The following is a 25,663-nucleotide window of genomic DNA, read 5'->3' as shown; positions in this document are numbered from 1 at the left end:
CTTTACACCCTTCCTTTAAGAGCATTGAATACCCAGGCGATGGCGAAGAAGCCAATCCCTACAGCTGCAAAACCATAGCCTGCCACATCATCATACCTAAAAGCGCCAAGAGCAATTAAAGCTAATCCAACTATAATCATGATTGTTGTGGCCCAAGCCAACACCGTATTTTTATTCATTGACATAAATTTTCATTTTTAAGGGAATTACAAATATCGAGTATTTTAGTATAAAAACCGCTGTTAATGACGATTTTTAAAAGGATTTATAATAATCTGAAACGTTCTCACATCTTGTGTTTTCGTTTCTTTCAATAAATTTCATCATTCTTAAATCATTAAGTTTTCTCGTAAAAACATTATTTTAAAGCAATCAAACAGACCTTAAATTCTCAAGTCCTCAATTAACTTATTATTATCATATATTCTTCTGCCACTAGGAATGTATCGCCTAATTTTGCCGATTATTTTTTTAGCTAAAAGTATCGATAAATGAACAAAGCCCTATTATCATTAGCCATTGGAGGATTTGGCATCGGATTGACTGAATTTGTCATCATGGGAATTTTGCCAGATATTGCCCTGGCATTTGACATTAGCATTCCGGTGGCTGGACATTTTATTTCAGCTTATGCGTTAGGCGTCGTTGTGGGCGCACCTATCCTTACTGGTTTTGGCAGTAAATGGCCTGCCGATAAAGTTTTATTGGTACTTATGTTATGGTTTACCGTTTTTAATACGCTATCCGCTTTTGCTACTGGATACAACTCATTTATGATAGTGCGCTTTCTTTCAGGATTACCACATGGCGCATTTTTTGGGATTGGTGCTGTAGTAGCCGGGAAACTTTCAAAGAAAGGTAAAGAAGCCAAAGGTATTGCCATTATGTTTAGCGGATTGACCTTTGCCAATCTTTTGGGCGTTCCATTAGGGACCTATTTAGGTAAAAATTTTGATTGGAGCATATCATTCGTGATGGTTGGTGTTGTGGGTGTTTTAGCCGTTTTAAGCGTAAAGTTTTGGATGCCTGCGCTCAAAAAATCTTCCGAAAGTAATTTTTTAAGTGACCTTAAAATATTCAAACGTTTAGAACTATGGCTGATTATCTTATTGACTACCATTGGAACTGGCGGATTTTTTGCTTGGTATAGCTATATTTCTCCATTAATAACTGAAGTTGCTGGTCATTCGCCAAATGTAGTTTCTTATGCCATGGTTCTTGCCGGATTAGGAATGGTCATAGGAAATTTTATAGGTGCCAAACTAACTGAGAAATTCGCCCCCTTGAATACTGTAACTATCGTTCTAACGCTAATGGTTATCTGTCTTTCTCTGAACACTTACTTGGCTTCAGATAAAGTCATGGTTTTGGTGATGACCTTTATCATTGGGATGGTGACCTTCGCCATATCTACCCCTATTCAAATGTTAATAATCAGGGCATCAAAAGGCTCTGAGACTTTAGGATCATCACTCAATCAAAGTGCCTTTAATATCGGGAATGCATCGGGTGCCTATTTTGCTGGCTTACCCATTGCCATGGGCTACGGATATACCTCTGCAGACTGGGTTGGCGCGGCTATGGCAGGATCTGGGATCTTGGTGGCATTCAGCATTTTTATGCTGAGAAATCGAAAAGCGAAAAAAGTAGAAAAGCACGTATATTCATAGGTGCTTTTTAATTCTGTTAATAATAAAATTTGAAAAATAATTTTTAGAATTTCTCACGTATATTTTGCTGTTGTGATTATCAACAAAATTATTAACGCATCTTGTCCAATAAATCGCTCAACTGTTGCGCCTCTTCTTCAGTAATATTCTTTACCAATTCATCATTAAACGAATCTGAAATAGTATTTAAAAGTGCTTTACCTTTCATGGTAATTTGAATATTTACCACTCTTCTATCTTCGGGACAAGGCAAGCGTTCAATCAGTAATTTATCATGCAATTTATCCATTAATCTTGTGGCGTTGGGCGAGCGCTCTATCATACTATCCTTTATAGTCTGAACTTTAAGTGCTTTTCCGGCACCATTTAAAATTCGTAAAATATTATATTGCTGCGGTGAAATTCCATGAGGTTTAAAAAACTCATTCTGAAAGCTCGTTATCCAATTTGCAGTATATAAAATATTGATCAATGCCTTTATTTTGGCATTGGCGAATTTTGAATTAATATCCTTTGATAAATCACCCATAGCTTTAGTGTTCGGTCGAGGTCGAAGTTTTTAAAATAAATAGAGATTAAGCTATAATATCATCGAATGCTTCACTCTTTTTATCGAAAACAGACTTCACAAAAGCACATTGCGCGACCGCTTTTAAATTATTTTCTCTTAAATAATCTACTGCCGCATGAATTAATTGATGGCCAACCCCTTGCCCTTTTAGAGCATCATTCACTGCTGTATGAACAATGGTGATTTGTTGATCTCCTGAATGTTTGTAGGTCATTTCCGCTGCTTTCTTTCCGTCAAGTTCTACATAGAACAATCCTGTTTTTCCGTTGTCTGAGCGTTTTATTTCCATATTAAAGTTGTTTTTGAAATAGTTTAACTGCTTCTTTTAATTCGTCGTCAAATTCTGAATCGGTAATTTTTCCGTCAGCAAATTTATCCGCAAACAATGGCAAGGAGAATTCCGCGGCAATCTTTGCATCATGATATGGAAATCTGCTGTGTGCCATTGCCAATACCGAAGCGCCACCTCTACCTCCTCCTGAAGTTGCCATCAGAAGTATTGGTTTACCCATAAATGTCTTTTTTTCAGAACGTGATAACCAATCAAACAGATTTTTGAATGCGGCAGAATATGCACCGTTATGTTCGGCAAGAGATAGAATTATACCATCTGAATTTCTAATATAATCTAAAAATTTGCGAACATTATCTGGAGCTCCGATTTGTTTTTCTAGATCGACTCCAAATAATGGCAATTCAAAATCGTTCAAATCTAAAATTGTAATTTCTGCATCTTCTACTAAGCTTGCGGCATAGATTGCCAATTGTTTGTTTATGGACTTTAAACTATTGCTTCCCGCAAATGCTATTATGTTCTTCATACTATTTAGCTAATTTTTTGCTAAAGATATAAGAAACTATCAAAAGGACCATCGCAATCACAGCCGATATTTGCTCTCCGTCCCCAATCATGAAATGGGCAAAGAATGCTAAAATGAAAGCAAAAAAGAAACCAGCATAGGCCCATTCTTTAACAAGTTTTAAATTAGGAACCCAAAGTGCAACCAATCCCAACAGTTTTATAATGGCATATGGATAAATAAGATAGGTTGGATATCCAAAACTTGTAAACGTGACTGATACGTCATCATAATTAAAAATATACATCCCCGATGAAAAAAGCACTAATAAGGTCAATAATCCAGTTGATACGTAATAAACAATTCTATTGGTCTTCATAAAGTTATCATTTATATTAAACGCAAATATACCTTAAATAATTATGTTTTCCTAGGAAGATAAGTCCATGTAATATAGTTGTCGTATATTTAAATTTTTATCCTTCACAGCTTCTTTGTATATATTTTAAAGTTCGTATTTTTACATAAACTAAAAAACAGCAATGGATCTTAACTTCAACAAAAACGAAGACCACAATAAACTTCTACTCTCAGCATTACGTCAACGTCTCGCCAAAGTAAAATTGGGCGGCGGACAAAAAAGTATTGATAAACATCATGAAAAAGGAAAAATGACGGCGCGCGAGCGTGTCAATTATCTTTTGGATCCAAAATCTAAATCCATTGAAATTGCGGCATTTGCTGGCGAAGATATGTATGAAGAACATGGCGGCTGTCCTTCTGGCGGCGTGGTTGTCAAGATAGGGTATGTTAAAGGCAAACAATGTATGGTAGTTGCCAATGACGCCACCGTAAAAGCGGGTGCCTGGTTCCCTATTACTGGAAAAAAGAATTTAAGAGCCCAAGAAATTGCTATTGAAAACAGATTACCGATTATCTATTTGGTCGATTCTGCAGGGGTGTATTTACCAATGCAAGACGAAATTTTTCCGGATAAGGAGCATTTTGGACGTATTTTTAGAAATAACGCTATTATGAGTAGTATGGGCATTACGCAGATTGCAGCAGTAATGGGGAGTTGTGTTGCAGGTGGCGCCTATTTACCAATTATGAGCGATGAAGCCTTAATTGTGGATAAAACAGGAAGCATTTTTCTTGCCGGAAGCTATTTAGTAAAAGCTGCAATTGGCGAAACCATTGACAACGAAACTTTGGGAGGCGCTACAACACATTGTGAAATCTCTGGAGTTACAGATTATAAAGCCAAAGACGATAAAGATGCTTTGGACACTATTAGGAATATTATTGATAAGATTGGTGATTATGATAAGGCCGGATACAATCGTGCAAAAGCGCTAAAACCAAAAGAAAATCCTGAAGATCTCTATGGTATCATTCCACGAAGTCGTACGGATCAATATGATATGTACGAAGTCATCAAGCGATTGGTGGACAATTCTGAATTTGACGAATACAAAGCCGGTTACGGAAAAACTATTGTCACCGCTTACGCCAGAATTGACGGTTGGGCCGTGGGCATTGTGGCCAACCAACGTCAATTGGTAAAAACCAAGTCGGGAGAAATGCAGTTTGGCGGGGTGATTTATAATGATTCTGCTGATAAAGCCACCCGTTTTATTGCGAATTGTAACCAGAAGAAAATCCCCTTAGTCTTTTTGCAGGATGTCACCGGATTTATGGTGGGCAGTAAAAGTGAGCATGGTGGCATTATTAAGGATGGAGCCAAAATGGTAAATGCGGTAAGTAATTCCGTTGTTCCAAAATTCACGATCATTGTTGGCAATAGCTATGGTGCTGGAAATTATGCCATGTGTGGAAAGGCTTATGATCCTCGATTAATTGTTGCGTGGCCAAGTGCGGAATTAGCAGTGATGAGTGGTAATAGTGCCGCAAAAGTATTGCTTCAAATTGAAACCGCATCACTTAAAAAGAAAGGAAAAACGATCACCAAAGAGCAAGAAGACGAACTGTTCAAAAAAATAAAAGATCGTTATGATGCACAAGTGTCACCGTACTATGCCGCGGCCAGAATCTGGACAGATGGCATCATTGATCCTCTAGATACCAGAACATGGATCAGTATGGGTATTGAGGCCGCTAACCACGCTCCTATCGAGAAGAAATTCAACATGGGCGTTTTACAAGTTTAGTTCCAAAATCATAAGAATTACAATTTTTTTCAGAAGTGGTTCTTTAAAATCTCTCAGCAACTAAAAAATAAAAAGGAGTAGCTATCGCAATGACATTTACTCCTTTTCCCTTCCACCCATCGTTAACTCATAGTTTGAGCCATATTTTATCCTAAAAAATAATCGAAAGCATCTCAATTCAATTGATGAAAAATAGAATACTAAGAAATCGAGAAGACGCTTCAAAAGATTAATCACCAAATAAAAAGCGATTAAATAAAATCATCTTTTATTTAATCGCTTTAAATACTAATTGAGATCAGTATTTTTTAAACAGACGCTCCATTAGGAGAGTACATGCCCAAATTTACCAATGCTTATTATTTCTGAGCACCTTCAAGTTCCTCAACTTTGGCTTTCATGTTTTTATACTTTTCAGTTTCTCCGATAGCGCTGTAAATATTCGCTAATGTTTTTGCAGCTTGCAAATCTGTTGGTCTTAACTTAAGGGTCGTTTCCAAATAAGGAATAGCATCTTCATAAAGTTTAGATCTTTGCGCTTTTAACTCATCATATTTTTTGTTATCGGCAGCAGAACTTCCAAGGCTGTTCATTTGCTCAATAATTGTTTGTTCTTGGCCTAATATTAAAACAGCCATGTTATTATAAACATCAACATAATCAGGCTTTAATTGAATCGCTTTTTCATAATAACCCTTGGCTTGTTCTGTTTCACCGGCTTCTGCTGCAACAATTCCCAAGTTAAACAACAACTCCGGATTGTTTGGATCTTTGACCAACGCTTCCTGAATCAAACTTTTAAATTCCTCTCTGTTGCCCATCTTCAGCTGCATATTTGCTTCTGAAATAATCAAGGATGCATCATCAGGATTAGCAATTCTAGCATCCTTCATGGCTTCAATTGCTTTCGCATCGTTACCTTGGTTCATGTAAATCAATGCCACATTTCTTACAATTTCCGCTTGCTTGGATTCTGATTTTTTGGTGGTTGGTTTAATATGTGTACCAGATTTTACAGAAATATCCATCAGACTTTTAGAAGGAAATGCTTCTTCTTCATTGCTCTCTTTGTTCGTGGCAATATATTCAGTTTCAATGCCCTCATAGCCCATGTTTTTAAGCTCTTCGTAGTGCTTCAAAGCCGTGTCATAATCTTCGCCGTTAACAGCTGTTGCTGCAGCATAATAAAGATATAATGTGTCCTTTTTTGACATTTGATAGGCCTTTTCAAAACCACTAGATGACGCTGCATAATTCTTTTTTTCTAACGCAGCATTTGCGTTGGTCAAAAAGGAATTAAGCATGCCTTGCTTTATTTCTGAAACATCTTTTGAATACTTACCATTAGCACCTTCAACTTGTTCTACCATATTTAAACTCTCAATGGCAGTGTCCATATCAGCACTTGATCCGGTGCCGTTAGCATAATAAGCTTGTCCTTTTACATAGTAGAATTGTGCTTTCATTTTATCGTCTGCACTTCCAATTGCGGATTCTGCAGCATTAATTGCAGTCTTAGCTTCTGCAAAATTACTTTTCTTTATAGCTTTTTCAGCATCTTTTATCTCGCTTTTCTGTGCAAAAGAAAAAGAACCTACTAAAAGTGCCAAAGCGATTATCGTTTGTTTTTTCATTTTTAGTTGTTTTAAAATTAAGTGTTAATTGTTGTTTTCGTCGTTTAAATTATCAAGAGTTGTGCCATTTTCTTTAGGATCCTGAGTGTCAGTAGATTCGTCCAAAATGTCTTCAATTTGTTCGTTCTCTTCCTCACGCATTACCTTCGCAACAGCTGCAATAGAATCATTTCCTTTTAAATTAATCAACTTCACACCTTGAGTGGCTCTACCCATTACTCGGAGATTCTGAACCGCCATACGTATAGCGATTCCTGATTTATTGATAATCATTAAGTCATCGTCATCGCTCACGGATTTAATAGCTACTAAACTCCCTGTTTTTTCTGTAATAGAAATGGTTTTTACACCTTTTCCCCCTCTATTGGTAATTCTATAAACTGCTTCTCCATCTTCAGGATCATCTATATAAGTTCGTTTACCATACCCATGCTCAGAAACTACAAGAACAGATTCTTCCATTGGATTTTCAATGGTAACCATCCCGATCACTTCATCTTTAGCATTGGCAAGTCTGATACCTCTTACTCCAGATGCATTTCTTCCCATAGGTCGTGTTTTAGCTTCCTCAAAACGAATGGCTTTACCTGATTTTAGGGCCAACATCACCTGACTGTTACCAGTAGTCAATTTAGCTTCCAATAAAATATCGTCGTCCTTAATAGTAATGGCGTTGATACCATTGGTTCTTGGACGGGAATATTGCTCTAACGACGTTTTCTTAACCTGACCATTTTTAGTTGCCATAATTACATAATGGCTATTGATGTAGTCTTCATCCTTAAGGTCCTGAGTACAAATAAATGCTTTGACCTTATCATCCTGCTCTATATTGATCAAGTTTTGAATGGCTCTCCCTTTGGAAGTCTTACTACCTTCAGGGATTTCATAGACGCGCATCCAGAAACATTTACCTTTTTGAGTAAAGAACAACATATATTGGTGGTTGGTACCAACAAATAAATGTTCTAAGAAATCCTCATTACGCGTGGTGGATGCTTTTTGCCCAACCCCACCTCTATGCTGCGTTTTATATTCCGTCAATGAGGTACGTTTAATATAACCCGCATGAGAAATTGTAATCACTACCTGCTCATCAGGAATCATATCCTCAATACTCAAATCGCCTCCAGCATATTCAATGACTGAACGACGTTCATCACCATACTTTTCTTTTACTACTATCAGCTCTTCTTTGATGATTTGCATACGACGTTCTTTCTTTTCAAGAATGTCTTTCAAATCTTCAATGGTTGCCATCAGGTCAGCATATTCACTACGTAGTTTATCTTGTTCAAGACCCGTTAACTGACGCAGACGCATCTCCACAATAGCTTTAGCCTGAATTTCTGAAAGTTCAAAACGTTCAATCAATTTTTCACGAGCTTCATCAGCATTGGAAGAGGCGCGAATAATAGCGATCACCTCATCAATATTATCAGAAGCAATAATCAATCCTTCTAAGATATGGGCGCGTTCTTCTGCTTTGCGAAGTTCATAAGTGGTTCTTCTTACCACAACTTCATGTCTATGCTCCACAAAATGATGGATCATATCCTTTAAGTTCAATAATTCAGGACGTCCATTAACAAGTGCGATATTATTGACACTAAATGATGACTGCAATGCCGTGTACTTATATAAGGTATTTAAAACGATATTAGGAATCGCGTCACGTTTCAAGATATAAACGATACGCATCCCATTTCTATCAGATTCATCACGAATCATAGAAATCCCTTCAATTTTCTTTTCATTGACCAAATCGGCGGTTTTCTTGATCATATCGGCTTTATTCACCTGATATGGAATTTCAGTCACGATAATGGTTTCCCTGCCTTGGACTTCTTCAATATTTGCCTTTCCTCTGATCACAATTCTACCACGACCAGTTTTAAAGGCTTCCCTTACTCCGTCATAACCGTAAATAGTTCCTCCCGTCGGAAAGTCAGGAGCTTTAACATGGGTGATTAATTCATCAACCTCAATATCATGATTATCAATATAAGCTACAATACCATCAACAACTTCACTTAAGTTATGCGGCGGCATATTGGTAGCCATCCCTACTGCAATACCTGAAGCACCATTGACTAAAAGTCCCGGGATACGCGTTGGTAGTACCGTAGGTTCCTGTAATGTATCATCAAAGTTGAGTTTATGGTCTACGGTTTCTTTATCGATGTCCGCCAGCATGTCTTCAGAAATCTTACGCATTCGCGCTTCTGTATAACGCATTGCTGCAGGGCTATCACCATCAATAGAACCGAAGTTACCTTGACCATCCACTAACATGTAGCGCAAACTCCACTCTTGGGCCATACGCACCATGGCATCATAGACAGAGGTATCTCCATGTGGATGGTATTTACCTAGAACCTCACCAACAATTCTTGCTGATTTTTTATGGGCCGTATTAGATCTAATACCAAGTTCATGCATGCCAAAAAGCACACGTCGGTGTACTGGTTTCAGACCATCTCTAACATCTGGTAAAGCACGTGACACAATGACCGACATTGAATAATCAATGTAGGCCGATTTCATTTCATCTTCAATGTTGATAGGAATTAATTTTTCTCCTTCTGTCATATATAAATTAATTAGATTTTTCGTCGATTTTCAAATCGTGCTAAGATAACCATTTTATGAGTTTTAACGCCACTTTATTGATGCTTTTTTAGTATATTTTATTAACAATACCAACCCTTTTTTATTTGATAAGTATCTCGTTAAATGTTTTGAAATTTTGAAGTATTTTTCGTCACTTAGCCATTATAAAAACATTTAGGGTATAGTTTTTGCCCTAATACACTTGTTTTTACTATTTTTAATGCAGAAAGGATTTTACTATGGATGATAATTTTTCCCCAAGAGTCAAAGATGTTATAGCCTACAGCAAAGAAGAAGCTTTAAGGTTAGGGCATGATTTTATAGGAACAGAACATTTAATGCTAGGTTTGCTAAGAGATGGCAACGGCAAAGCTATTGATATATTGAGCGCGCTAGAGATTGATTTAAACCACCTACGTCGCAAAGTAGAAATCTTAAGCCCGGCAAACCCGAGCAATACTATCGTGTCAAATGAAAAGAAAAACCTACATTTAACAAGACAGGCCGAGCGTGCCCTTAAAACAACATTTTTAGAAGCTAAGCTATTTCAGAGCACCTCAATCAATACGGCACATTTATTATTGTGCATCTTAAGAAATGAAAATGATCCCACCACGAAGCTATTGAATAAGCTTAAAGTGGATTACGATAACGTTAAAGAACAATTCAAATCTATGATAACTAACAATGATGACTATACAGAATCTCCAAAAGCAGAGTCATTTTCTGATGAGGATGCCAATGATGAGGATGATAACAAACAAAACCCTTTTAGCCAATCAACCACAAAAGGTGTCAAAAAGTCAAAAACGCCAGTTTTAGACAATTTTGGTCGCGATTTAACGGTAATGGCGGAGGAAGGTAAATTGGATCCTGTAGTTGGTCGAGAAAAAGAAATAGAACGCGTCTCACAAATTTTGAGCAGACGGAAAAAGAACAACCCATTGCTCATTGGCGAGCCGGGTGTTGGAAAATCGGCCATCGCCGAAGGACTTGCGCTCCGCATCATTAAGCGTAAAGTATCCCGTATACTTTTCAACAAACGTGTGGTTACTCTGGATCTGGCGAGTTTAGTGGCCGGAACCAAATACCGAGGACAATTTGAAGAGCGAATGAAAGCGGTGATGAACGAACTTGAAAAGAATGATGATATTATTCTATTTATTGATGAGATCCATACCATTGTAGGTGCCGGTGGTGCTACCGGGAGTCTGGACGCTTCCAATATGTTTAAGCCAGCGTTGGCACGTGGCGAAATACAATGTATTGGTGCTACTACTTTGGATGAATATAGACAGTATATCGAAAAAGATGGTGCCTTAGAGCGTCGTTTTCAAAAAGTGATTGTAGAACCGACAACTGTTGAAGAGACCATTCAGATATTGGAGAACATCAAAGAGAAATATGAAGAACATCATAATGTGCAATATACACCAGAAGCCATAGAAGCTTGTGTAAAATTGACCAACAGATATATGACTGAACGCTTCCTACCAGACAAAGCTATTGATGCTTTGGATGAAGCCGGATCAAGAGTCCATATCACGAATATTGATGTGCCTAAACAAATTTTAGAGCTTGAAAAGCAATTGGAAGATGTTAAGGAAACTAAAAACACCGTGGTTAAAAAGCAAAAGTATGAAGAGGCGGCCAAATTGCGCGATGATGAAAAACGCTTAGAAAAAGAGTTGGCAGTCGCCCAAGAAAAATGGGAAGAGGAAACCAAGCTTCACAAAGAAGTTGTAACTGAGGACAATGTGGCTGATGTGGTATCGATGATGACTGGTATTCCAGTAAACAGAATAGCACAGACTGAAAGCAACAAACTTGCCATTTTACCAGAACTTATAAAAGGCAAAGTTATTGGCCAAGATGAAGCAGTTGCTAAGGTCGTAAAGGCCATTCAGCGTAATCGTGCTGGACTTAAAGACCCCAACAAACCAATTGGGTCATTTATATTTTTGGGTCAAACAGGTGTTGGTAAAACACAATTGGCTAAAGTTTTGGCCAAACAACTTTTTGATAGTGATGATGCCCTTATAAGAATTGATATGAGTGAGTATATGGAAAAATTCGCGATATCAAGACTTGTTGGTGCACCTCCAGGATATGTCGGTTACGAAGAGGGTGGACAATTGACAGAAAAAATAAGACGCAAACCTTATTCTGTCCTATTGTTGGATGAAATTGAAAAAGCACATCCTGATGTATTTAATATGTTGTTACAAGTATTGGATGACGGCTTTCTAACAGATAGTCTTGGTCGTAAAATTGATTTTAGAAATACGATCATCATCATGACCTCTAATATTGGCGCTCGCAAATTGAAGGACTTCGGACAAGGTGTTGGATTTGGAACGGCAGCGAAAGCTGCTCAAGCCAGTGACAACTCCAAGAGCATTATTGAAAATGCCCTTAAAAAAGCCTTTGCTCCTGAGTTTTTAAATCGTATTGACGACGTCATGGTATTCAATACCTTAGAAAAAGAACATATCAATAAAATTATTGATATTGAATTGGAGAAATTAATTCTACGGATTAAAGATTTGGGCTATGAACTCAAACTTACCACTGATGCGAAAGATTATATTGCTGAGAAAGGATTTGACCAACAATATGGGGCTCGACCGTTAAAGCGTGCCATTCAAAAATATGTTGAAGACACCTTAGCCGAAGAGATCATTACCGCGCATATCAATGAAGGTGACACCATTACGATGGATCTCGACAAGGAATCCAATGAATTGGTAATCCAGATTGAAAAACCTGAAAAACAAACGGAATCATAATTGAAATCCCGTGAAAAACAAAAAGCATCTGAAAATATTCAGATGCTTTTTTTGTTTGTGCTTTGTTATTGCATAACTTTATGTATGACTGATTTATTGAGGTTTGACTTTTGTGACATACACATTTATGAGGATTATATGATCGTCATTATAAATGAAGGACTTACAGTGCTACCAAAACATAATAATTTGCTAAAGGAGGTCGTGGAGGTTTTTTTTTATAAAAAAGATTTTGTCTATATCACCCACCGCATCAATTCTTACGCCGTTGATCCTACAACCTACATCGAAACTTCAAAAATTAAAAATCTAAAGGGGTTTGCAGTGGTCTCCAAAGATTTTAAGGCCAAATCCAATGCTGAAATAGAGAAATTATTCCTACACAACAAACCCTTTGAAATCTTTCACGATCTACAAGATGCGGTTTCTTGGACAAGGTCTATTCTGGATCATTAAACAAATCATGTGATCATACTTAATCGAAAATCAGGTCATTTTCAATTGAAAAATCAGCGATGAAATCTATAGATTTCACGATAAGATCATGAAATATTTCATCTTGGGTCACAAATTTAATTTCAGTTTGATAACTCTTTAAAAACGTCTCTATCAATGGTGAAGAGGTTTTAGGTTTTCTAAAGCTCATGGCTTGGGACGCATTTAACAATTCAATGGCCAATATTCTTTCCACATTATACACTAAGGTATATGCTTGGGTTGCCGAATTTGCCCCCATACTGACATGATCTTCCTGACCGTTTGACGATACAATAGAGTCTACACTTGCGGGCGTTGCCAATTGTTTATTGGCACTGACAATGCTGGCTGCGGTATATTGGGGAATCATAAATCCTGAATTAAGCCCCGGATTATCCACCAAAAATGTTGGAAGTCCGCGCAAACCTGAAATTAATTGATAGGTCCGACGTTCTGAGATGTTTCCGATTTCGGCCATTGCAATCTTTAAATAATCTAAAGCTAATGCCAAAGGCTGTCCATGAAAATTACCTCCAGAGATGATCTCATTCTCCTCTATAAAAATATTTGGGTTATCCGTAACTGAATTGATTTCAGTCTTTAAGGTTTTATGCACAAATTCTAAGGTATCCTTGGTAGCGCCATGAACTTGAGGCATGCATCTAAACGAATATGGATCTTGAACATGCTGTTTTTTCTGTGAAATAAGCTCACTGTTCTCCAAAAACTCCCTAATGCGCGCCGCTGTTTTTAACTGACCGTTATGTGGTCTTACCAAATGTACCAATTCATTGAAAGGCTCAATCCGTCCATCAAAAGCATCTAAAGAAATACTTCCAATAAAATCGGCAAAATAAGAAAGTTTATAACTCTTCATTAATAAATGAGCCCCATAGGCACTCATAAATTGAGTACCGTTTAAAAGTGCCAAACCTTCTTTGGACAATAATGTGATGGGCTGCCAATTAAAGTGCTTCATCATCGCTTCAGCAGTCATCACTTTTCCATCATACCACACCTCTCCTCTACCAATTAAAGGTAATGCCAAATGTGCCAAAGGCGCTAAATCTCCAGATGCCCCTAATGAACCTTGGGTATAGACAATAGGCAGTACGTCATTATTATAGAAATCGACCAAACGTAAAACTGTCTCCAGTTGTACGCCACTATGTCCATAACTTAAAGCTTGTACTTTTAACAACAACATCAATTTCACAATATTATTTGGAACTTTATCTCCAATACCACAAGCGTGAGACATGACCAAATTTTCCTGAAGCTGTGTGAGTTTATCTTTAGATATTTTTACATTATATAAAGAACCAAAGCCCGTATTGATTCCGTAAATAGGTTCGTCTTGGCCAACCATTCTTTCATTTAAATATTTCCTGCAATTATTTATTTTAGAAATAGCTTCCTCTGAAAGTTCAATCTTTTTATCGTAAAATATAATATCACTTAGCGTCGCTAATTCTAAGGTTTTTGAAGATATAGTGTGTATTAAGTCCATTATTCTAATTTCAGTGTTCAAAAATGGGCAATACCTACGCCTTATACAACAAATGTTAATAATTAATAAAATTTTCTTCTTTGTGTACGCAAACTATTACTTTTGGCAGCTTAAAATTATAACCATGAAAAATATATTTGTTTTCTTATGTGCACTCGCAATTGTGTCCTGTAAAGAAGAACCTAAAGATTATGTGACTATTTCTGGAAAAATCTCCAATAAATCAAGTGATTCCATTTTATTGCGAAACAGAACACTAACCAAAACCATCCTGCTGGGAGAGGACGGCTCTTTTTCTGATACGCTCAAAATCAGTCAACCTGAGGTTTTTGGCTTTTTTAATGGGAATGTGGCAGCACCAGTTTTCTTAAAAAATGGTTTTGATATTGAGTTGAAGGCAGACGCTGAGAACTTAGAGGAAACTATGGAGTTTTCAGGAGCTGGTTCAGAGCACAATAATTATCTGATCGAACAATTGAAGCTAGAGAAGGAATTATTGGATCAAGATAAGTTGAGTAGTTTGAGTTCAGAAGGTCTAAAAGAAGAAATGAAGGATATCAGAAATAAATTAACCACATTTTATAATCGCGACAAAAACATTGACAGCACACTTACCAATATGGCCAAAAACAATTTGGATCCTATGCTGAATATGTACCAAAATTATTTTGCAGAATCGATTGCGGTAAGAGAACAATTTCCGGTAGGTTCTCCTTCTCCAACATTTGAGAATTACGAAAATTACAAAGGAGGCACAACCTCATTAGCAGATTTAAAAGGAAAATATGTATATGTTGATGTATGGGCTACTTGGTGTGGACCTTGTATCGCAGAAATACCATCTTTGAAAAAACTTGAGGCAGATTACCAGGATAAAAACATCCAATTTTTAAGTATTTCCATTGATGATGCCATGAGAAGTGGTGGCGGCGATCTCGAGGTAGCTAAGAACAAATGGAGAACGATGATAGAAGAAAAAAACCTCGTTGGCATTCAATTGTTTTCAGATAAAAACTGGGAATCAGATTTTGTAAAGAATTATAAGATCAACGGTATTCCGAGATTCATTCTTATCGATCCAAATGGGAACGTTGTGGATGCAAATGCACCAAGACCGTCGAGTAAAAAATTAGTAGAACTATTTGACAGTTTAAACATTTAGTAAGCCAACGAATCCAAATTAAAAACCGCACTTAAATTTAACTATTCAAGTGCGGTTTTTGCATTTTCTAATTCTCATTTTCTTCTTCTGGTTCAGGCTGCGGTTGTACCGGTGGCTTTGTAAATAAATCAAGATATGCCTGTCCTAAATAATCAATAATATGACTTGCGGTCAAACTTTGATAGCCGTAGTCTTCAACAGCGATGTCTGCCGATTTTCCATGCAAATACACTCCAAATAAAGCGGCAGTTAAAGCTTCATAACCTTGGCAAATAAGTCCGGTGATAATGCCTGTTAACACATCCCCCGTTCCTCCTGTTGATAACCCAGGGTTACCTGTGGAGTTGATATACAATTTTTCCTCAAATACCGTGATGGTATGTGCACCTTTGATGACGAGAATGCAACCGTATTTCTTTGAGAACGCTTTAGCTTTTTTCAATTTATCAAAATCATTTTTCCATTTCCCAATGAGTCGTTCCAATTCCTTTGGGTGCGGCGTCAATACAGTTTGAGGCTTTAATAGTTTTAAATCCGATTTATGCTTGGACAATAAATTAAGCCCGTCAGCATCAATTACAATGGCTACGGTATTCGATTTTAATAACTTTTGAAACGCCAAATGCGTTTTCCCATCTACATCCATACCCATCCCAATCCCAATGGCGGTCGGTTTTATGTCAAAATCGATGGCGGTAATCTTCTCTTCATCGACATCCGTGATAACCATGGCTTCCGGGAACGCCGATTGCATCGGGATATAGCCACATTTAGGAATAAAAGCAGTTACCAAGCCTGCACCAGAGGCCAATGCACCTCTTCCTGAAAGCAACACTGCGCCTATTTTACCATAACTGCCACCAATTATTAACCCGTGACCGTAAATGCCCTTGTTAGAAAATTTCTCGCGTGGTTTATAAATAGTTATCATCTCATTTTTACCAATGAGTTCTACCTCAGTTTCTGTCATTTGTAAAAATTCAGGATCAATACCGATATCCAGCACTTCCCATTGTTTCGTATATTTTGAAGTTTCAGGAAGGAAGAACACCAGTTTTGGACTTTGAAAGCTCAGTGTGTAATCTGCCCAAACCACACTATTCTCATCTTCTGGAACGTCATCCGAATAGAGTCCTGATGGTAAATCAATAGCCAATGTAAAGGCCTTTGACGCCCTAAAATGCTGAAACAAGCCTTGCACCCACTCATTGGCAGGTCTATTCAGGCCTATTCCAAAAACAGCATCTACAATGATGTCATCTGGACCAATTGGCGGAAAATCGGCTTGACAATTAAGCATTGTTGGCCATTTCTTCGTGGTTTGTTTGATACGGTCATAATTGACCAAAAAATCCTTGGTACGCTTGTCACTGCAATTCACAACATAGGTATGCACATTATAACCGTAATTTATTAATTGCCTAGCTACGACCAAGCCATCACCACCGTTATTGCCAATTCCACAAAATACATGAATGGGCACTTGGGCACCTTGCATCCGCTGATGAAACCAATTAAAGATTTGCGTTCCTGCGCGTTCCATTAATTCCGTAGAACTGATGTTTTGCTTTTTAGCTGTCAATTCATCGCCTTTATAGATTTGTTCTTTTGAGAATATCTTCATTTTAAGAGTGATTTTTTATGATATACTTAATAATTTACCTTTTATTTCCAAAAAAGGTCTTTAAGTTTTTTTATTAAAGTAAAAATAATACATTTGAAAGGTATAGACCAAGATATGCATACTTTACACTACATAAAAAATGTTTTTATGACCTTTATTTCTACCAAAGGAAATTCTACTTTTAACATTATTACCCTTTGGGGTTAATTGTTATATTTTATCTCGTCCTGCATTTTTTTTAATTCATTTTATTTATTTAAATCATCATACTACCGACCATGAACGTATTAAAATTTGGCGGAACATCAGTTGGTTCCGCAGAAAACATAAAAAAAGTCATCACTATTCTCGATAATTATTCACAAAATGAATCCGTTATTTGCGTCGTTTCGGCAGTAGGCGGCATCACCGATAAGCTATTGAGAGCTGGGGAATTTGCCCAGCAAAAAAATGAAAGTTACCTCACTGAATTCAAAACAATCAAAGAGATCCATCTTAAAATTTTATCTGAGCTTATTCCGAATCAAAACGAAACGGTAAAAGAGTACATTGAAAGCAAATTGGCGAGTTTAAAAAGTTTATTGGACGGTATTTACCTTATCAATGAGCTGTCTCCTAAAACTTCTGATAAACTGATGAGCTTTGGAGAGCTACTCTCTTCTTATATCATAGCAGAGACTATGAAAAGCAAAGGTTTGAATGTTCTTAGAAAGAACAGTCAAGATCTTTTGGTAACCGACGCTAATTTTACCAAAGCTGAAATTAATTTCAACGTTACAAACGCCAAGATTCAAGATTATTTTAAAAACAGTAACCAGAAGATTACCATACTTCCAGGATTTATTTCAAAGTCAGAATCTGGAGAGATCACCACTTTAGGACGTGGCGGTTCAGATTTTACTGCGGCCATTATTGCTGCAGCACTCAAAGTCAACCGTTTAGAAATATGGACTGACGTTAGTGGCATGTATACCGCAAATCCAAAATTGGTAAAACAGGCTTACCCCATTGAGCGATTATCGTATCAAGAAGCTATGGAGCTTTCACATTTTGGCGCTAAAGTATTATATCCCCCATCTGTTCAACCTGTTTTAGATTTGAACATTCCTATCCTTATCAAAAACACAACAGTCCCTGACGCGATTGGAACGACCGTAACAAACGACAAAACCAACGGGTTTTCTAAAGCTGCAAAAGGCATCAGTAACATTAGCAATATCGCTTTATTGACCTTGCAAGGCACCGGAATGATTGGGATACCAGGATTTTCAAAACGTCTTTTTGGAACCTTAGCCCTTGAAAAAATTAATATTATTCTGATCACACAAGCATCTTCTGAGCATTCCATTTGTTTTGGTATTGATGAAAAAGATGCTAATCGCGCCTCGGTTAGTATTAATTTGGCGTTCGAAAATGAAATTTCTTTAAAAAAAATCGATCCTATTATTGTTGAGAAAGGGTTATCTATTGTGGCTTTAGTGGGTGACAACATGAAGAATCATCAAGGTATTAGCGGCAGAATGTTTAGCGCATTAGGAAGAAATAACATCAATATCCGAGCGATTGCCCAAGGCGCTTCAGAAAAAAACATTTCAACAGTGATAGCTGAAAAAGATGTAAAAAAAGCGTTAAACACTATCCACGAAAGCTTTTTTGAAGATCAAACCAAGCAACTTAACGTATATATAACCGGAGTTGGAAATGTTGGCGAACGTCTTGTAGAGCAAATTAAACAACAGAAAAAATATCTCAAGGAACATTTGAAAATCAATTTAAGAGTCATTGGTCTATCAAATTCCAGAACCATGATTTTTGATGAATCCGGCCTTAACTTGAAAACTTGGAAAGAGGATTTGGTTTCAGGGGAAAAAGCCTCTTTGGAAGGTTTCTTAGAACGAAACAAAGAACTCAATTTACGAAACAGCATCTTTGTGGATGTCACCGCAAATGAAGACGTATCTAAAATTTATGGAGAATATCTCAAAGAAAGTATTGCAGTTGTCGCCTGTAATAAAATTGCCTGTTCAAGCACTTACGAAAACTATAAAAATCTGAAAAGACTTTCAGTAAAATATAATGCACCCTATTTATTTGAAACAAATGTTGGTGCTGGATTACCGATTATTGACACCCTCAATCATTTAATTGCTTCGGGAGATCAAATAACCTCTATTCAGGCCGTCCTATCAGGCAGTTTGAACTTTGTTTTCAATAATTTTGATGACACTACAAATTTCCATGACGTGGTTAAGCAGGCTCAAAAAGAAGGTTACACAGAACCAGATCCACGTATCGATTTGAGTGGCGTGGATGTTGCCAGAAAAATATTGATTTTAGCACGGGAAAGTGGTACCGAAATGAATTTGGAGGACATTGAAAACACCTCTTTCTTAACCACAAGCAATTTGAAAAGTGATACTGTTGATGATTTTTATAAAACATTGATTGCTGACGAGGCACACTTTCAAGAGCTTTATGCATCGGCAAAAAAGAACGATTGTCAATTAAAATATGTGGCAGAATTTGATGGTAAGACGGCTAAGGTCGGTCTTAAGGAAATCTCAAAAGATCACCCCTTTTATAATCTGAAAGGAAAAGACAATATTGTCATGTTTTACACCCAACGCTATCCTGAACAACCCATGATCATTAAAGGTGCAGGTGCTGGTGCTGATGTCACCGCTTCGGGATTGTTTGCGGATATTATTAGGATTGGGAATTAGGGTTTCAATATGTAATATTCAGTCGGCAGTTGGCGTAATAGCCATAGGGAAATATTAATAGTTGTGTCTTATGACTAAAAGGACGTGGCAAAAAATAAATAAGTATTTGTGATTAAAAACGAAATTAAAATATTTTCACCGGCAACGGTAGCCAATGTCGCTTGTGGTTTTGACACCCTAGGATTTTGTTTGGACACCATTGGCGACGAAATGATCATCAGAAAAACAGAAAAAAAAGGCATTTGCATTACCAAAATCGAAGGTTTCGATCTCCCTTTGGAGGCCACTAAAAATGTAGCTGGTGTTTCTGCATTGGCAATGATTGCAGATGCGAAACCAGATTGCGGTTTTGAAATCGAAATTTACAAGAACATTAAACCTGGTAGTGGAATTGGAAGCAGTAGCGCCAGCGCTGCCGGAAGCGTTTTTGCCATCAACGAACTTTTAGGACGGCCTTATAACAAGACGCAAGTCACTGATTTTGCCATGAAAGGTGAAGCTTTGGCCAGCGGTAGCGAACACGCTGATAATTTAGCTCCCGGGATTTTTGGAGGATTTACGTTGGTGAAAAGCTCCTCGCCGTTGGAAGTGCTGCAATTACCAACTCCTGAAGATATTTATGCAACCATCATCCATCCTCAGATTGAAATCAAAACTTCTGATGCCAGAGCCATTTTGCCAAAGGAGTTCCCTTTAAAGGATGCCATTACGCAATGGGCCAATATGGGAAGTTTTGTTCATGCTTTGCACACCAGCGATTATGAACTCTTAAAAAGAAGTTTGCAGGATGTAATTGTAGAACCCCATAGAAGTCAATTGATTCCGCATTATGCTGATATTAAGGCGGCAGCACTTAATAATGGCGCTTTGGGCGCAGGTATTTCAGGTGCTGGCCCTTCAATTTTTGCGCTTTCAAAAGGCCTTGAGAATGCCAAAAATGTAGAAAAAGCCATGCGAAATGTGTATTTAAAGACAGAAATTGCGTTTGAAACGCACGTGTCACGGATTAATACGGAAGGAATTAGAATTTTAGAATAAAGCTAGGTGACGGATGACAGATGACAGAAATGAAATCTAGAAAACATTATGTATTATGAGTAAATTTAAATTTGAGAAACTCATTATTTGGCAAAAAGCCATGGATTTTGGTGAAGAAATCGATGATCTATCAGAAACTTTCCCTGATAAAGAAAAATATAATCTGTCCTCTCAAATAAGTAGAGCCGCAGACACAATAGCCTTAAACATATCAGAAGGGTCGATAGGTCAGAGCAATCCTGAACAAAAGAAATTTATTGGATAGGCCATACGCTCATTAGCCGAAGTCATTACTTGTCTTCATAAATCAAAAAGAAGAAACTATTTAGATATAAGTCAATTCGAAAACATATATGAAAAATCATTCGAGTTGATGAATATGATGATCGCATTTATAAATAAAATTAATTAAAAAAGTGGTGACTTATCGGCATGACTTCGGTCACCCGTCATCGGTCATCCGTCAATTACTATGAATTATTACAGTCTGAACAAAAAAGCTCCCAACGCATCATTTAAAGCTGCCGTAATAAAAGGTATCGCTCCTGATAAAGGCCTTTATTTTCCTGAGCATATAACCCGTTTACCAGCTTCATTTTTTGAAAATATTGATAATTTATCCTATGAAGAAATAGCTTTTGAAGCTATAAAGCAATTTGTAAGCCCAGATATTCCTGAAGACGTTTTGAAAACAATCATTGCAGAGACCTTGTCTTTTGATTTTCCAATTGCAAAGATCAATGAGAACGTTTCTACTTTAGAACTGTTTCACGGACCAACGATGGCATTTAAAGATGTTGGTGCCAGATTTATGGCACGTTGTTTAGGTTATTTTAATCAAAACAATAGCGAAGAAGTTACCGTTTTGGTGGCTACTTCAGGGGATACCGGAGGAGCGGTTGCCAATGGCTTTTTAGGTGTCAAGGGCGTGAATGTCGTTATCTTATATCCGAGTGGAAAAGTGAGCGATATCCAGGAAAAGCAATTGACCACGTTAAAACAAAACATTACCGCTATAGAAGTGGACGGTGTTTTTGACGATTGCCAAGATATGGTCAAACGTGCATTTCTGGATGAAGAATTAACCAGTAAAATGCAACTAACATCTGCCAATTCCATTAACGTGGCGCGTTGGCTACCACAGATGTTCTATTTCTTTTTTGCCTATAAGCAACTTTACAAAACGCATAAAAAAATTGTGTTTTCTGTACCAAGTGGCAATTTTGGTAATATTTGCGCAGGGATGATGGCGCAACAACTAGGCTTGCCAATCTATCATTTTGTAGCTTCAAATAATGAAAATAACGTTGTGACTGAATATCTCACGACAAAATTATATCAGCCAAAACCATCCGTTCAAACCATAAGCAACGCCATGGATGTTGGTAATCCGAGTAATTTTATAAGAATTCAGGAAATCTATAAAAATGATTTTGACGCTCTAAAATCTAATTTGTCCTCTTATAGTTTTTCAGATAACGCAACCCGAGTTGCTTTAAAGGAATTATATAATAATTTTAAATATGTAGCCGATCCACATGGTGCCGTTGGCTATTTGGGATGCAAAGCATATTTAAAGGAAGACACAAATGCGCATTGTGTGTTTCTTGAAACCGCCCATCCCACAAAATTTTTAGATGTCGTAGAAGAGGTCATCAGTAAAACTATTGCATTACCCCCTCAAATTGAAGCCGTAATGGACCAAGAAAAAAAATCCATATCGATAACAAATTACGAGGATTTGAAAACCGTGTTATTAAACACCGTATCATAAAAAAAGAGGCCAAACGCCTCTTTTTTTATAGAATGTTATCGGAGTGAAAGCTATTTTTCAGACAGTTTCTCTAAAGCTTCCCCAATTAAAGTATCACCGTTTAATATTTCAAAAGAGACGTTATTTGCTGTATCTTCATTAAGTACTCGCACTAAGGTTTGCGCCACATCTGCCCTGCTAATCTCTCCACGTTCAGATAGTTTTTCCTTCAATTGAACATGATCTGTCGCTTTATTGTTATTTAGAGTTCCTGGTCTAACGATGACATAATTTAGGCCGCTATTTTTTAAATGTTCATCGGCATTATGTTTTGCTTTCAAATAGTCCTGCAGCTCCTCCGCTTTTTCAGGAGCATCAGCGCCCATTGAGCTCAGCATGACAAATTTTTTAATATTAGAATTTTTAGATGAATCTATCAAGCGTTTAGCGCCTTCTTGGTCAACCCCTATCACGTTTTTACCTCCTGAGCCAGCTGCGAATATTACTTTATCTATATTTTTAACAGCATGGGAAACATCTTTCTCCAAATCGCCCAAAACCGTTTTAATTCCTTCGTTTTCAAACTGAGTCATCTGTTCCTTTTTTCTCACCATTGCTACGGGTGTAAAATATTGTGTCTCCATTAAAAGTTTCACTATTTGTTTTCCTGTGGTGCCATTTGCACCTGCTACTAATACATTTTCCATACCATCAATCTAACATTATTTTAGGCTTCACCAATTTTCTGAGGGCATTTAACTTAACTTTATCAACTTTCACATACAGTTGATAAGACTTGTGCGTCTCTATGTCATATAATTTAAAGAAGAATTCTCAGTGCGCTTTTTACAAACTTATAATCGGAAAGATTGATTTTTAAAACAGATAATTTTCGATACTTTTGTGAGGCAATTATGGAGGATATATTGGTAGAAATTGTAAAGTTTTTGGAAATACAATCGAAAACTTCGTTTTTGGCATGAGCTTAAAAAAAGGATTGTGCTATGCGTTTTTAATACTGTCCATCATCATTGTCATCGTTTTCATTTTAACAAAAAAAAATCAAATACAATAGCCGCCCCTTTTTACTGAAAGAAAGGGTCATGGAATTAAAACAATCAAATTATGAAAAATACAGCCTTAACAACAACCCACCAAGCCCTTGGCGCAAAACTAGTTTCTTATGCAGGTTTTAATATGCCTGTTCAATATGAAGGTGTCAGTGCAGAACACGAAACGGTCAGAAAAAGCGTAGGTGTATTTGATGTCTCGCATATGGGTGAGTTTTTAATTAAAGGACCGCATGCTCTTGAATTAATACAAAAAACATGCAGTAACGATGCTTCAAAATTAACCATCGGGAAGGCGCAGTACAGTTATTTACCAAATGAAGATGGTGGTATCGTGGATGATTTGATCATTTACAAGTTGAAAGAAGAATCTTATTTGTTAGTGGTCAACGCTGGAAATATTCAAAAAGATTGGGACTGGATTTCTTCTAAAAATGATGTTGGTGCAACTATGAGAGATCTTTCTGAAGATTACTCGTTATTGGCAATTCAAGGTCCTAAAGCGGTTGAAGCCATGCAATGCTTGTCAAGCCATGACCTTTCAGAAATTAAATTCTATAACTTTGTGGTTGGCGATTTTGCAGGCATTGAGCATGTTATCATTTCCGCAACTGGCTACACCGGCAGCGGCGGGTTCGAAATCTATTGTAAAAATTCTGAAGTGAAACAAATTTGGGATAAGGTTTTTGAAGCTGGCGCAGACTATGGTATCAAACCAATCGGATTGGCTGCCCGTGACACCTTGCGCTTAGAAATGGGCTATTGTCTATATGGAAATGATATTGATGACACCACCTCTCCGATTGAAGCTGGATTGGGCTGGGTCACAAAATTCACCAAAGAGTTCACAAATAGTGAAGCACTTAAATCAGAAAAAGAACAAGGCCCTGAAAATAAATTGGTGGGCTTTGAACTGGATGAAAAAGGCATTCCGCGTCAGGGTTATGATATTGTAGATGATAAAGGTAAAACTATTGGAAAAGTTACTTCTGGCACGATGTCTCCCTCATTAAATAAAGGTATTGGTTTAGGTTATGTGCCGGTTATCTATTCAGAAGCTGGAAATAAGATTTATATTCAAATTCGGAAAAATGCAGTTCCAGCTACGGTTGTGAAAACACCATTTTATAAAGCCTAATGCATGATTGATTACCAAAATGTCATTGATACCATACATGAAAATTTAAGAGATGAAGTGAATAGAGGCTTAGTGGCTTCCTATATCCCTGAATTAGCAAATATTGATGTACAAAATTTTGGAATTCATCTTCGGTTTTTAGACGGTCAAACTTATGGCACTGGTGATTGGAACAAGAAATTCTCCATTCAGAGTATCTCTAAAGTCTTGACGCTTGCCATGGCTCTATCACGGTATCCTGAAGACTTGTGGCAACGTGTGGATGTGGAACCTTCGGGAAATCCGTTCAACCATTTATCACTTTTGGAATTGGAAAACGGCATCCCAAGAAATCCGTTAATTAATGCGGGTGCTCTTGTAATTGCCGATATTCTGGTAAGTTTACTTGAGAATCCAAAAGAAGATTTTTTAAATTATGTAAGAGCCGTTGTTGATGATTCTACCATCGTCTTTAATTTGGAGGTTGCCAGATCTGAACGTCTTACGGGTTACAACAATTACGCTGCAGCCAACCTACTGAAAGCCTATGGAAATTTAACCAATGACGTAGATGATGTTTTGGATTTCTATTTTCATCAATGTGCAATTGAAATGACTTGCGAACAGCTCACCAAGGCATTTCTCATGTTTGCAAATCATGGTAAATGTTGCCTAAAAACCAATCAACTCTCACCTAGTCAGGCCAAACGGATCAATGCGATAATGCTTACTTGTGGTTTTTACGACGAAGCCGGAGAATTTGCTTTTGAAGTAGGTTTACCTGGAAAAAGTGGTGTTGGAGGCGGCATAGTTGCACTGTTACCTAATCATTTTACAATTTCAGTTTGGTCTCCAGGTTTAAATATGAAAGGCAATTCGTTACTGGGAATGAAAGCTTTAGAAGATTTTACCTCTATGACCAAATTATCTATTTTTTAAAA

20 protein-coding genes and 1 pseudogene are annotated in these 25,663 nt (G+C 37.2%); 11 read left to right on the top strand and 10 right to left on the bottom strand.

The features are described 5' to 3' along the window. Nucleotides 1-2 precede the first annotated feature (2 nt). Nucleotides 3-179: a CAL67264 family membrane protein gene (locus tag G525_RS22300; protein WP_190246267.1), complete on the bottom strand. Its 177-nt coding sequence runs from the start codon at nt 177-179 to the stop codon at nt 3-5. Nucleotides 180-491: 312 nt separating this feature from the next. Between G525_RS22300 and G525_RS0114945 the strand changes: the two genes are divergently transcribed. After that, nucleotides 492-1,670, top strand: coding sequence for an MFS transporter (locus G525_RS0114945; RefSeq protein WP_027126882.1), 1,179 nt, complete (start codon nt 492-494; stop codon nt 1,668-1,670). Nucleotides 1,671-1,761: 91 nt separating this feature from the next. Here G525_RS0114945 and G525_RS0114940 read toward each other — a convergent pair whose 3' ends face one another. From G525_RS0114940 to G525_RS0114925, 4 genes are read right to left on the bottom strand one after another with little or no spacing between them, the layout of a single operon-like run. After that, nucleotides 1,762-2,199 carry a MarR family winged helix-turn-helix transcriptional regulator gene (locus tag G525_RS0114940; protein ID WP_027126881.1) on the bottom strand — a complete coding sequence of 146 codons (438 nt, stop codon included), beginning with the start codon at nt 2,197-2,199 and terminating at the stop codon, nt 1,762-1,764. Between the two features lie 46 nt (nt 2,200-2,245). Then, on the bottom strand, nt 2,246-2,530 hold the full coding sequence (locus tag G525_RS0114935) for a GNAT family N-acetyltransferase (protein WP_027126880.1): 285 nt from the start codon (nt 2,528-2,530) through the stop codon (nt 2,246-2,248). 1 nt (nt 2,531) lies between these two features. After that, the gene (locus G525_RS0114930; RefSeq protein ID WP_027126879.1) at nt 2,532-3,062 is read right to left on the bottom strand and encodes an NADPH-dependent FMN reductase; all 531 of its coding nucleotides are present in this window, start codon (nt 3,060-3,062) and stop codon (nt 2,532-2,534) included. Between the two features lies 1 nt (nt 3,063). After that, entirely contained in the window at nt 3,064-3,420 is a 357-nt protein-coding gene (locus G525_RS0114925) for a DoxX family protein (RefSeq protein WP_027126878.1), read from the bottom strand. A gap of 163 nt (nt 3,421-3,583) precedes the next feature. Between G525_RS0114925 and G525_RS0114920 the strand changes: the two genes are divergently transcribed. After that, a complete protein-coding gene (locus tag G525_RS0114920; protein WP_027126877.1) occupies nt 3,584-5,212 on the top strand; it encodes an acyl-CoA carboxylase subunit beta in 1,629 nt (542 codons plus the stop codon). Between the two features lie 359 nt (nt 5,213-5,571). On the opposite strand, the gene G525_RS0114915 is transcribed toward G525_RS0114920, so the two are convergent. Further along, nucleotides 5,572-6,846, bottom strand: coding sequence for a tetratricopeptide repeat protein (locus G525_RS0114915; protein ID WP_027126876.1), 1,275 nt, complete (start codon nt 6,844-6,846; stop codon nt 5,572-5,574). A 24-nt stretch (nt 6,847-6,870) separates the two neighbouring features. Further along, on the bottom strand, nt 6,871-9,438 hold the full coding sequence (gene gyrA, locus G525_RS0114910) for a DNA gyrase subunit A (protein ID WP_027126875.1): 2,568 nt from the start codon (nt 9,436-9,438) through the stop codon (nt 6,871-6,873). A gap of 260 nt (nt 9,439-9,698) precedes the next feature. Here gyrA and G525_RS0114905 point away from each other — a divergent pair, with 260 nt between their 5' ends. Then, entirely contained in the window at nt 9,699-12,248 is a 2,550-nt protein-coding gene (locus G525_RS0114905; RefSeq protein WP_027126874.1) for an ATP-dependent Clp protease ATP-binding subunit, read from the top strand. Between the two features lie 84 nt (nt 12,249-12,332). Continuing rightward, on the top strand, nt 12,333-12,704 hold the full coding sequence (locus G525_RS0114900) for a hypothetical protein (protein ID WP_027126873.1): 372 nt from the start codon (nt 12,333-12,335) through the stop codon (nt 12,702-12,704). Nucleotides 12,705-12,723: 19 nt separating this feature from the next. On the opposite strand, the gene hutH is transcribed toward G525_RS0114900, so the two are convergent. Next, nucleotides 12,724-14,235 carry a histidine ammonia-lyase gene (gene hutH / locus G525_RS0114895; protein WP_027126872.1) on the bottom strand — a complete coding sequence of 504 codons (1,512 nt, stop codon included), beginning with the start codon at nt 14,233-14,235 and terminating at the stop codon, nt 12,724-12,726. Between the two features lie 124 nt (nt 14,236-14,359). Here hutH and G525_RS0114890 point away from each other — a divergent pair, with 124 nt between their 5' ends. Then, on the top strand, nt 14,360-15,397 hold the full coding sequence (locus G525_RS0114890) for a TlpA family protein disulfide reductase (protein WP_027126871.1): 1,038 nt from the start codon (nt 14,360-14,362) through the stop codon (nt 15,395-15,397). 67 nt (nt 15,398-15,464) lie between these two features. Here G525_RS0114890 and G525_RS0114885 read toward each other — a convergent pair whose 3' ends face one another. Next, nucleotides 15,465-17,021, bottom strand: coding sequence for a bifunctional ADP-dependent NAD(P)H-hydrate dehydratase/NAD(P)H-hydrate epimerase (locus G525_RS0114885; protein WP_027126870.1), 1,557 nt, complete (start codon nt 17,019-17,021; stop codon nt 15,465-15,467). A gap of 278 nt (nt 17,022-17,299) precedes the next feature. Here G525_RS0114885 and thrA point away from each other — a divergent pair, with 278 nt between their 5' ends. From thrA to thrC, 4 genes and pseudogenes are all read left to right on the top strand, one after another. Further along, nucleotides 17,300-19,744: a bifunctional aspartate kinase/homoserine dehydrogenase I gene (gene thrA, locus G525_RS0114880; protein ID WP_027126869.1), complete on the top strand. Its 2,445-nt coding sequence runs from the start codon at nt 17,300-17,302 to the stop codon at nt 19,742-19,744. 111 nt (nt 19,745-19,855) lie between these two features. Continuing rightward, complete coding sequence (locus G525_RS0114875) at nt 19,856-20,782, top strand: homoserine kinase (RefSeq protein WP_035479838.1); 927 nt, start codon at nt 19,856-19,858, stop codon at nt 20,780-20,782. Between the two features lie 55 nt (nt 20,783-20,837). After that, a pseudogene (locus tag G525_RS21125) lies at nt 20,838-21,194 on the top strand (four helix bundle protein). A gap of 60 nt (nt 21,195-21,254) precedes the next feature. After that, nucleotides 21,255-22,556 carry a threonine synthase gene (thrC, locus tag G525_RS0114865; RefSeq protein ID WP_027126867.1) on the top strand — a complete coding sequence of 434 codons (1,302 nt, stop codon included), beginning with the start codon at nt 21,255-21,257 and terminating at the stop codon, nt 22,554-22,556. Between the two features lie 50 nt (nt 22,557-22,606). On the opposite strand, the gene G525_RS0114860 is transcribed toward thrC, so the two are convergent. Continuing rightward, nucleotides 22,607-23,242, bottom strand: a complete 636-nt coding sequence (locus G525_RS0114860) for an SDR family oxidoreductase (protein ID WP_027126866.1) — start codon at nt 23,240-23,242, stop codon at nt 22,607-22,609. Nucleotides 23,243-23,660: 418 nt separating this feature from the next. On the opposite strand from G525_RS0114860, the gene gcvT reads away from it, so the two are divergent. Together gcvT and G525_RS0114850 are read left to right on the top strand one after the other, a co-directional pair. Beyond that, nucleotides 23,661-24,743, top strand: a complete 1,083-nt coding sequence (gene gcvT / locus G525_RS0114855) for a glycine cleavage system aminomethyltransferase GcvT (protein WP_027126865.1) — start codon at nt 23,661-23,663, stop codon at nt 24,741-24,743. Nucleotides 24,744-24,746: 3 nt separating this feature from the next. Continuing rightward, nucleotides 24,747-25,661, top strand: coding sequence for a glutaminase (locus G525_RS0114850; RefSeq protein ID WP_027126864.1), 915 nt, complete (start codon nt 24,747-24,749; stop codon nt 25,659-25,661). Nucleotides 25,662-25,663 lie beyond the last annotated feature (2 nt).

Source organism: Gelidibacter mesophilus DSM 14095 (assembly GCF_000423005.1).
Lineage (GTDB): Bacteria > Bacteroidota > Bacteroidia > Flavobacteriales > Flavobacteriaceae > Gelidibacter > Gelidibacter mesophilus.
This window is presented reverse-complemented; position numbering and strand designations above follow the sequence as displayed.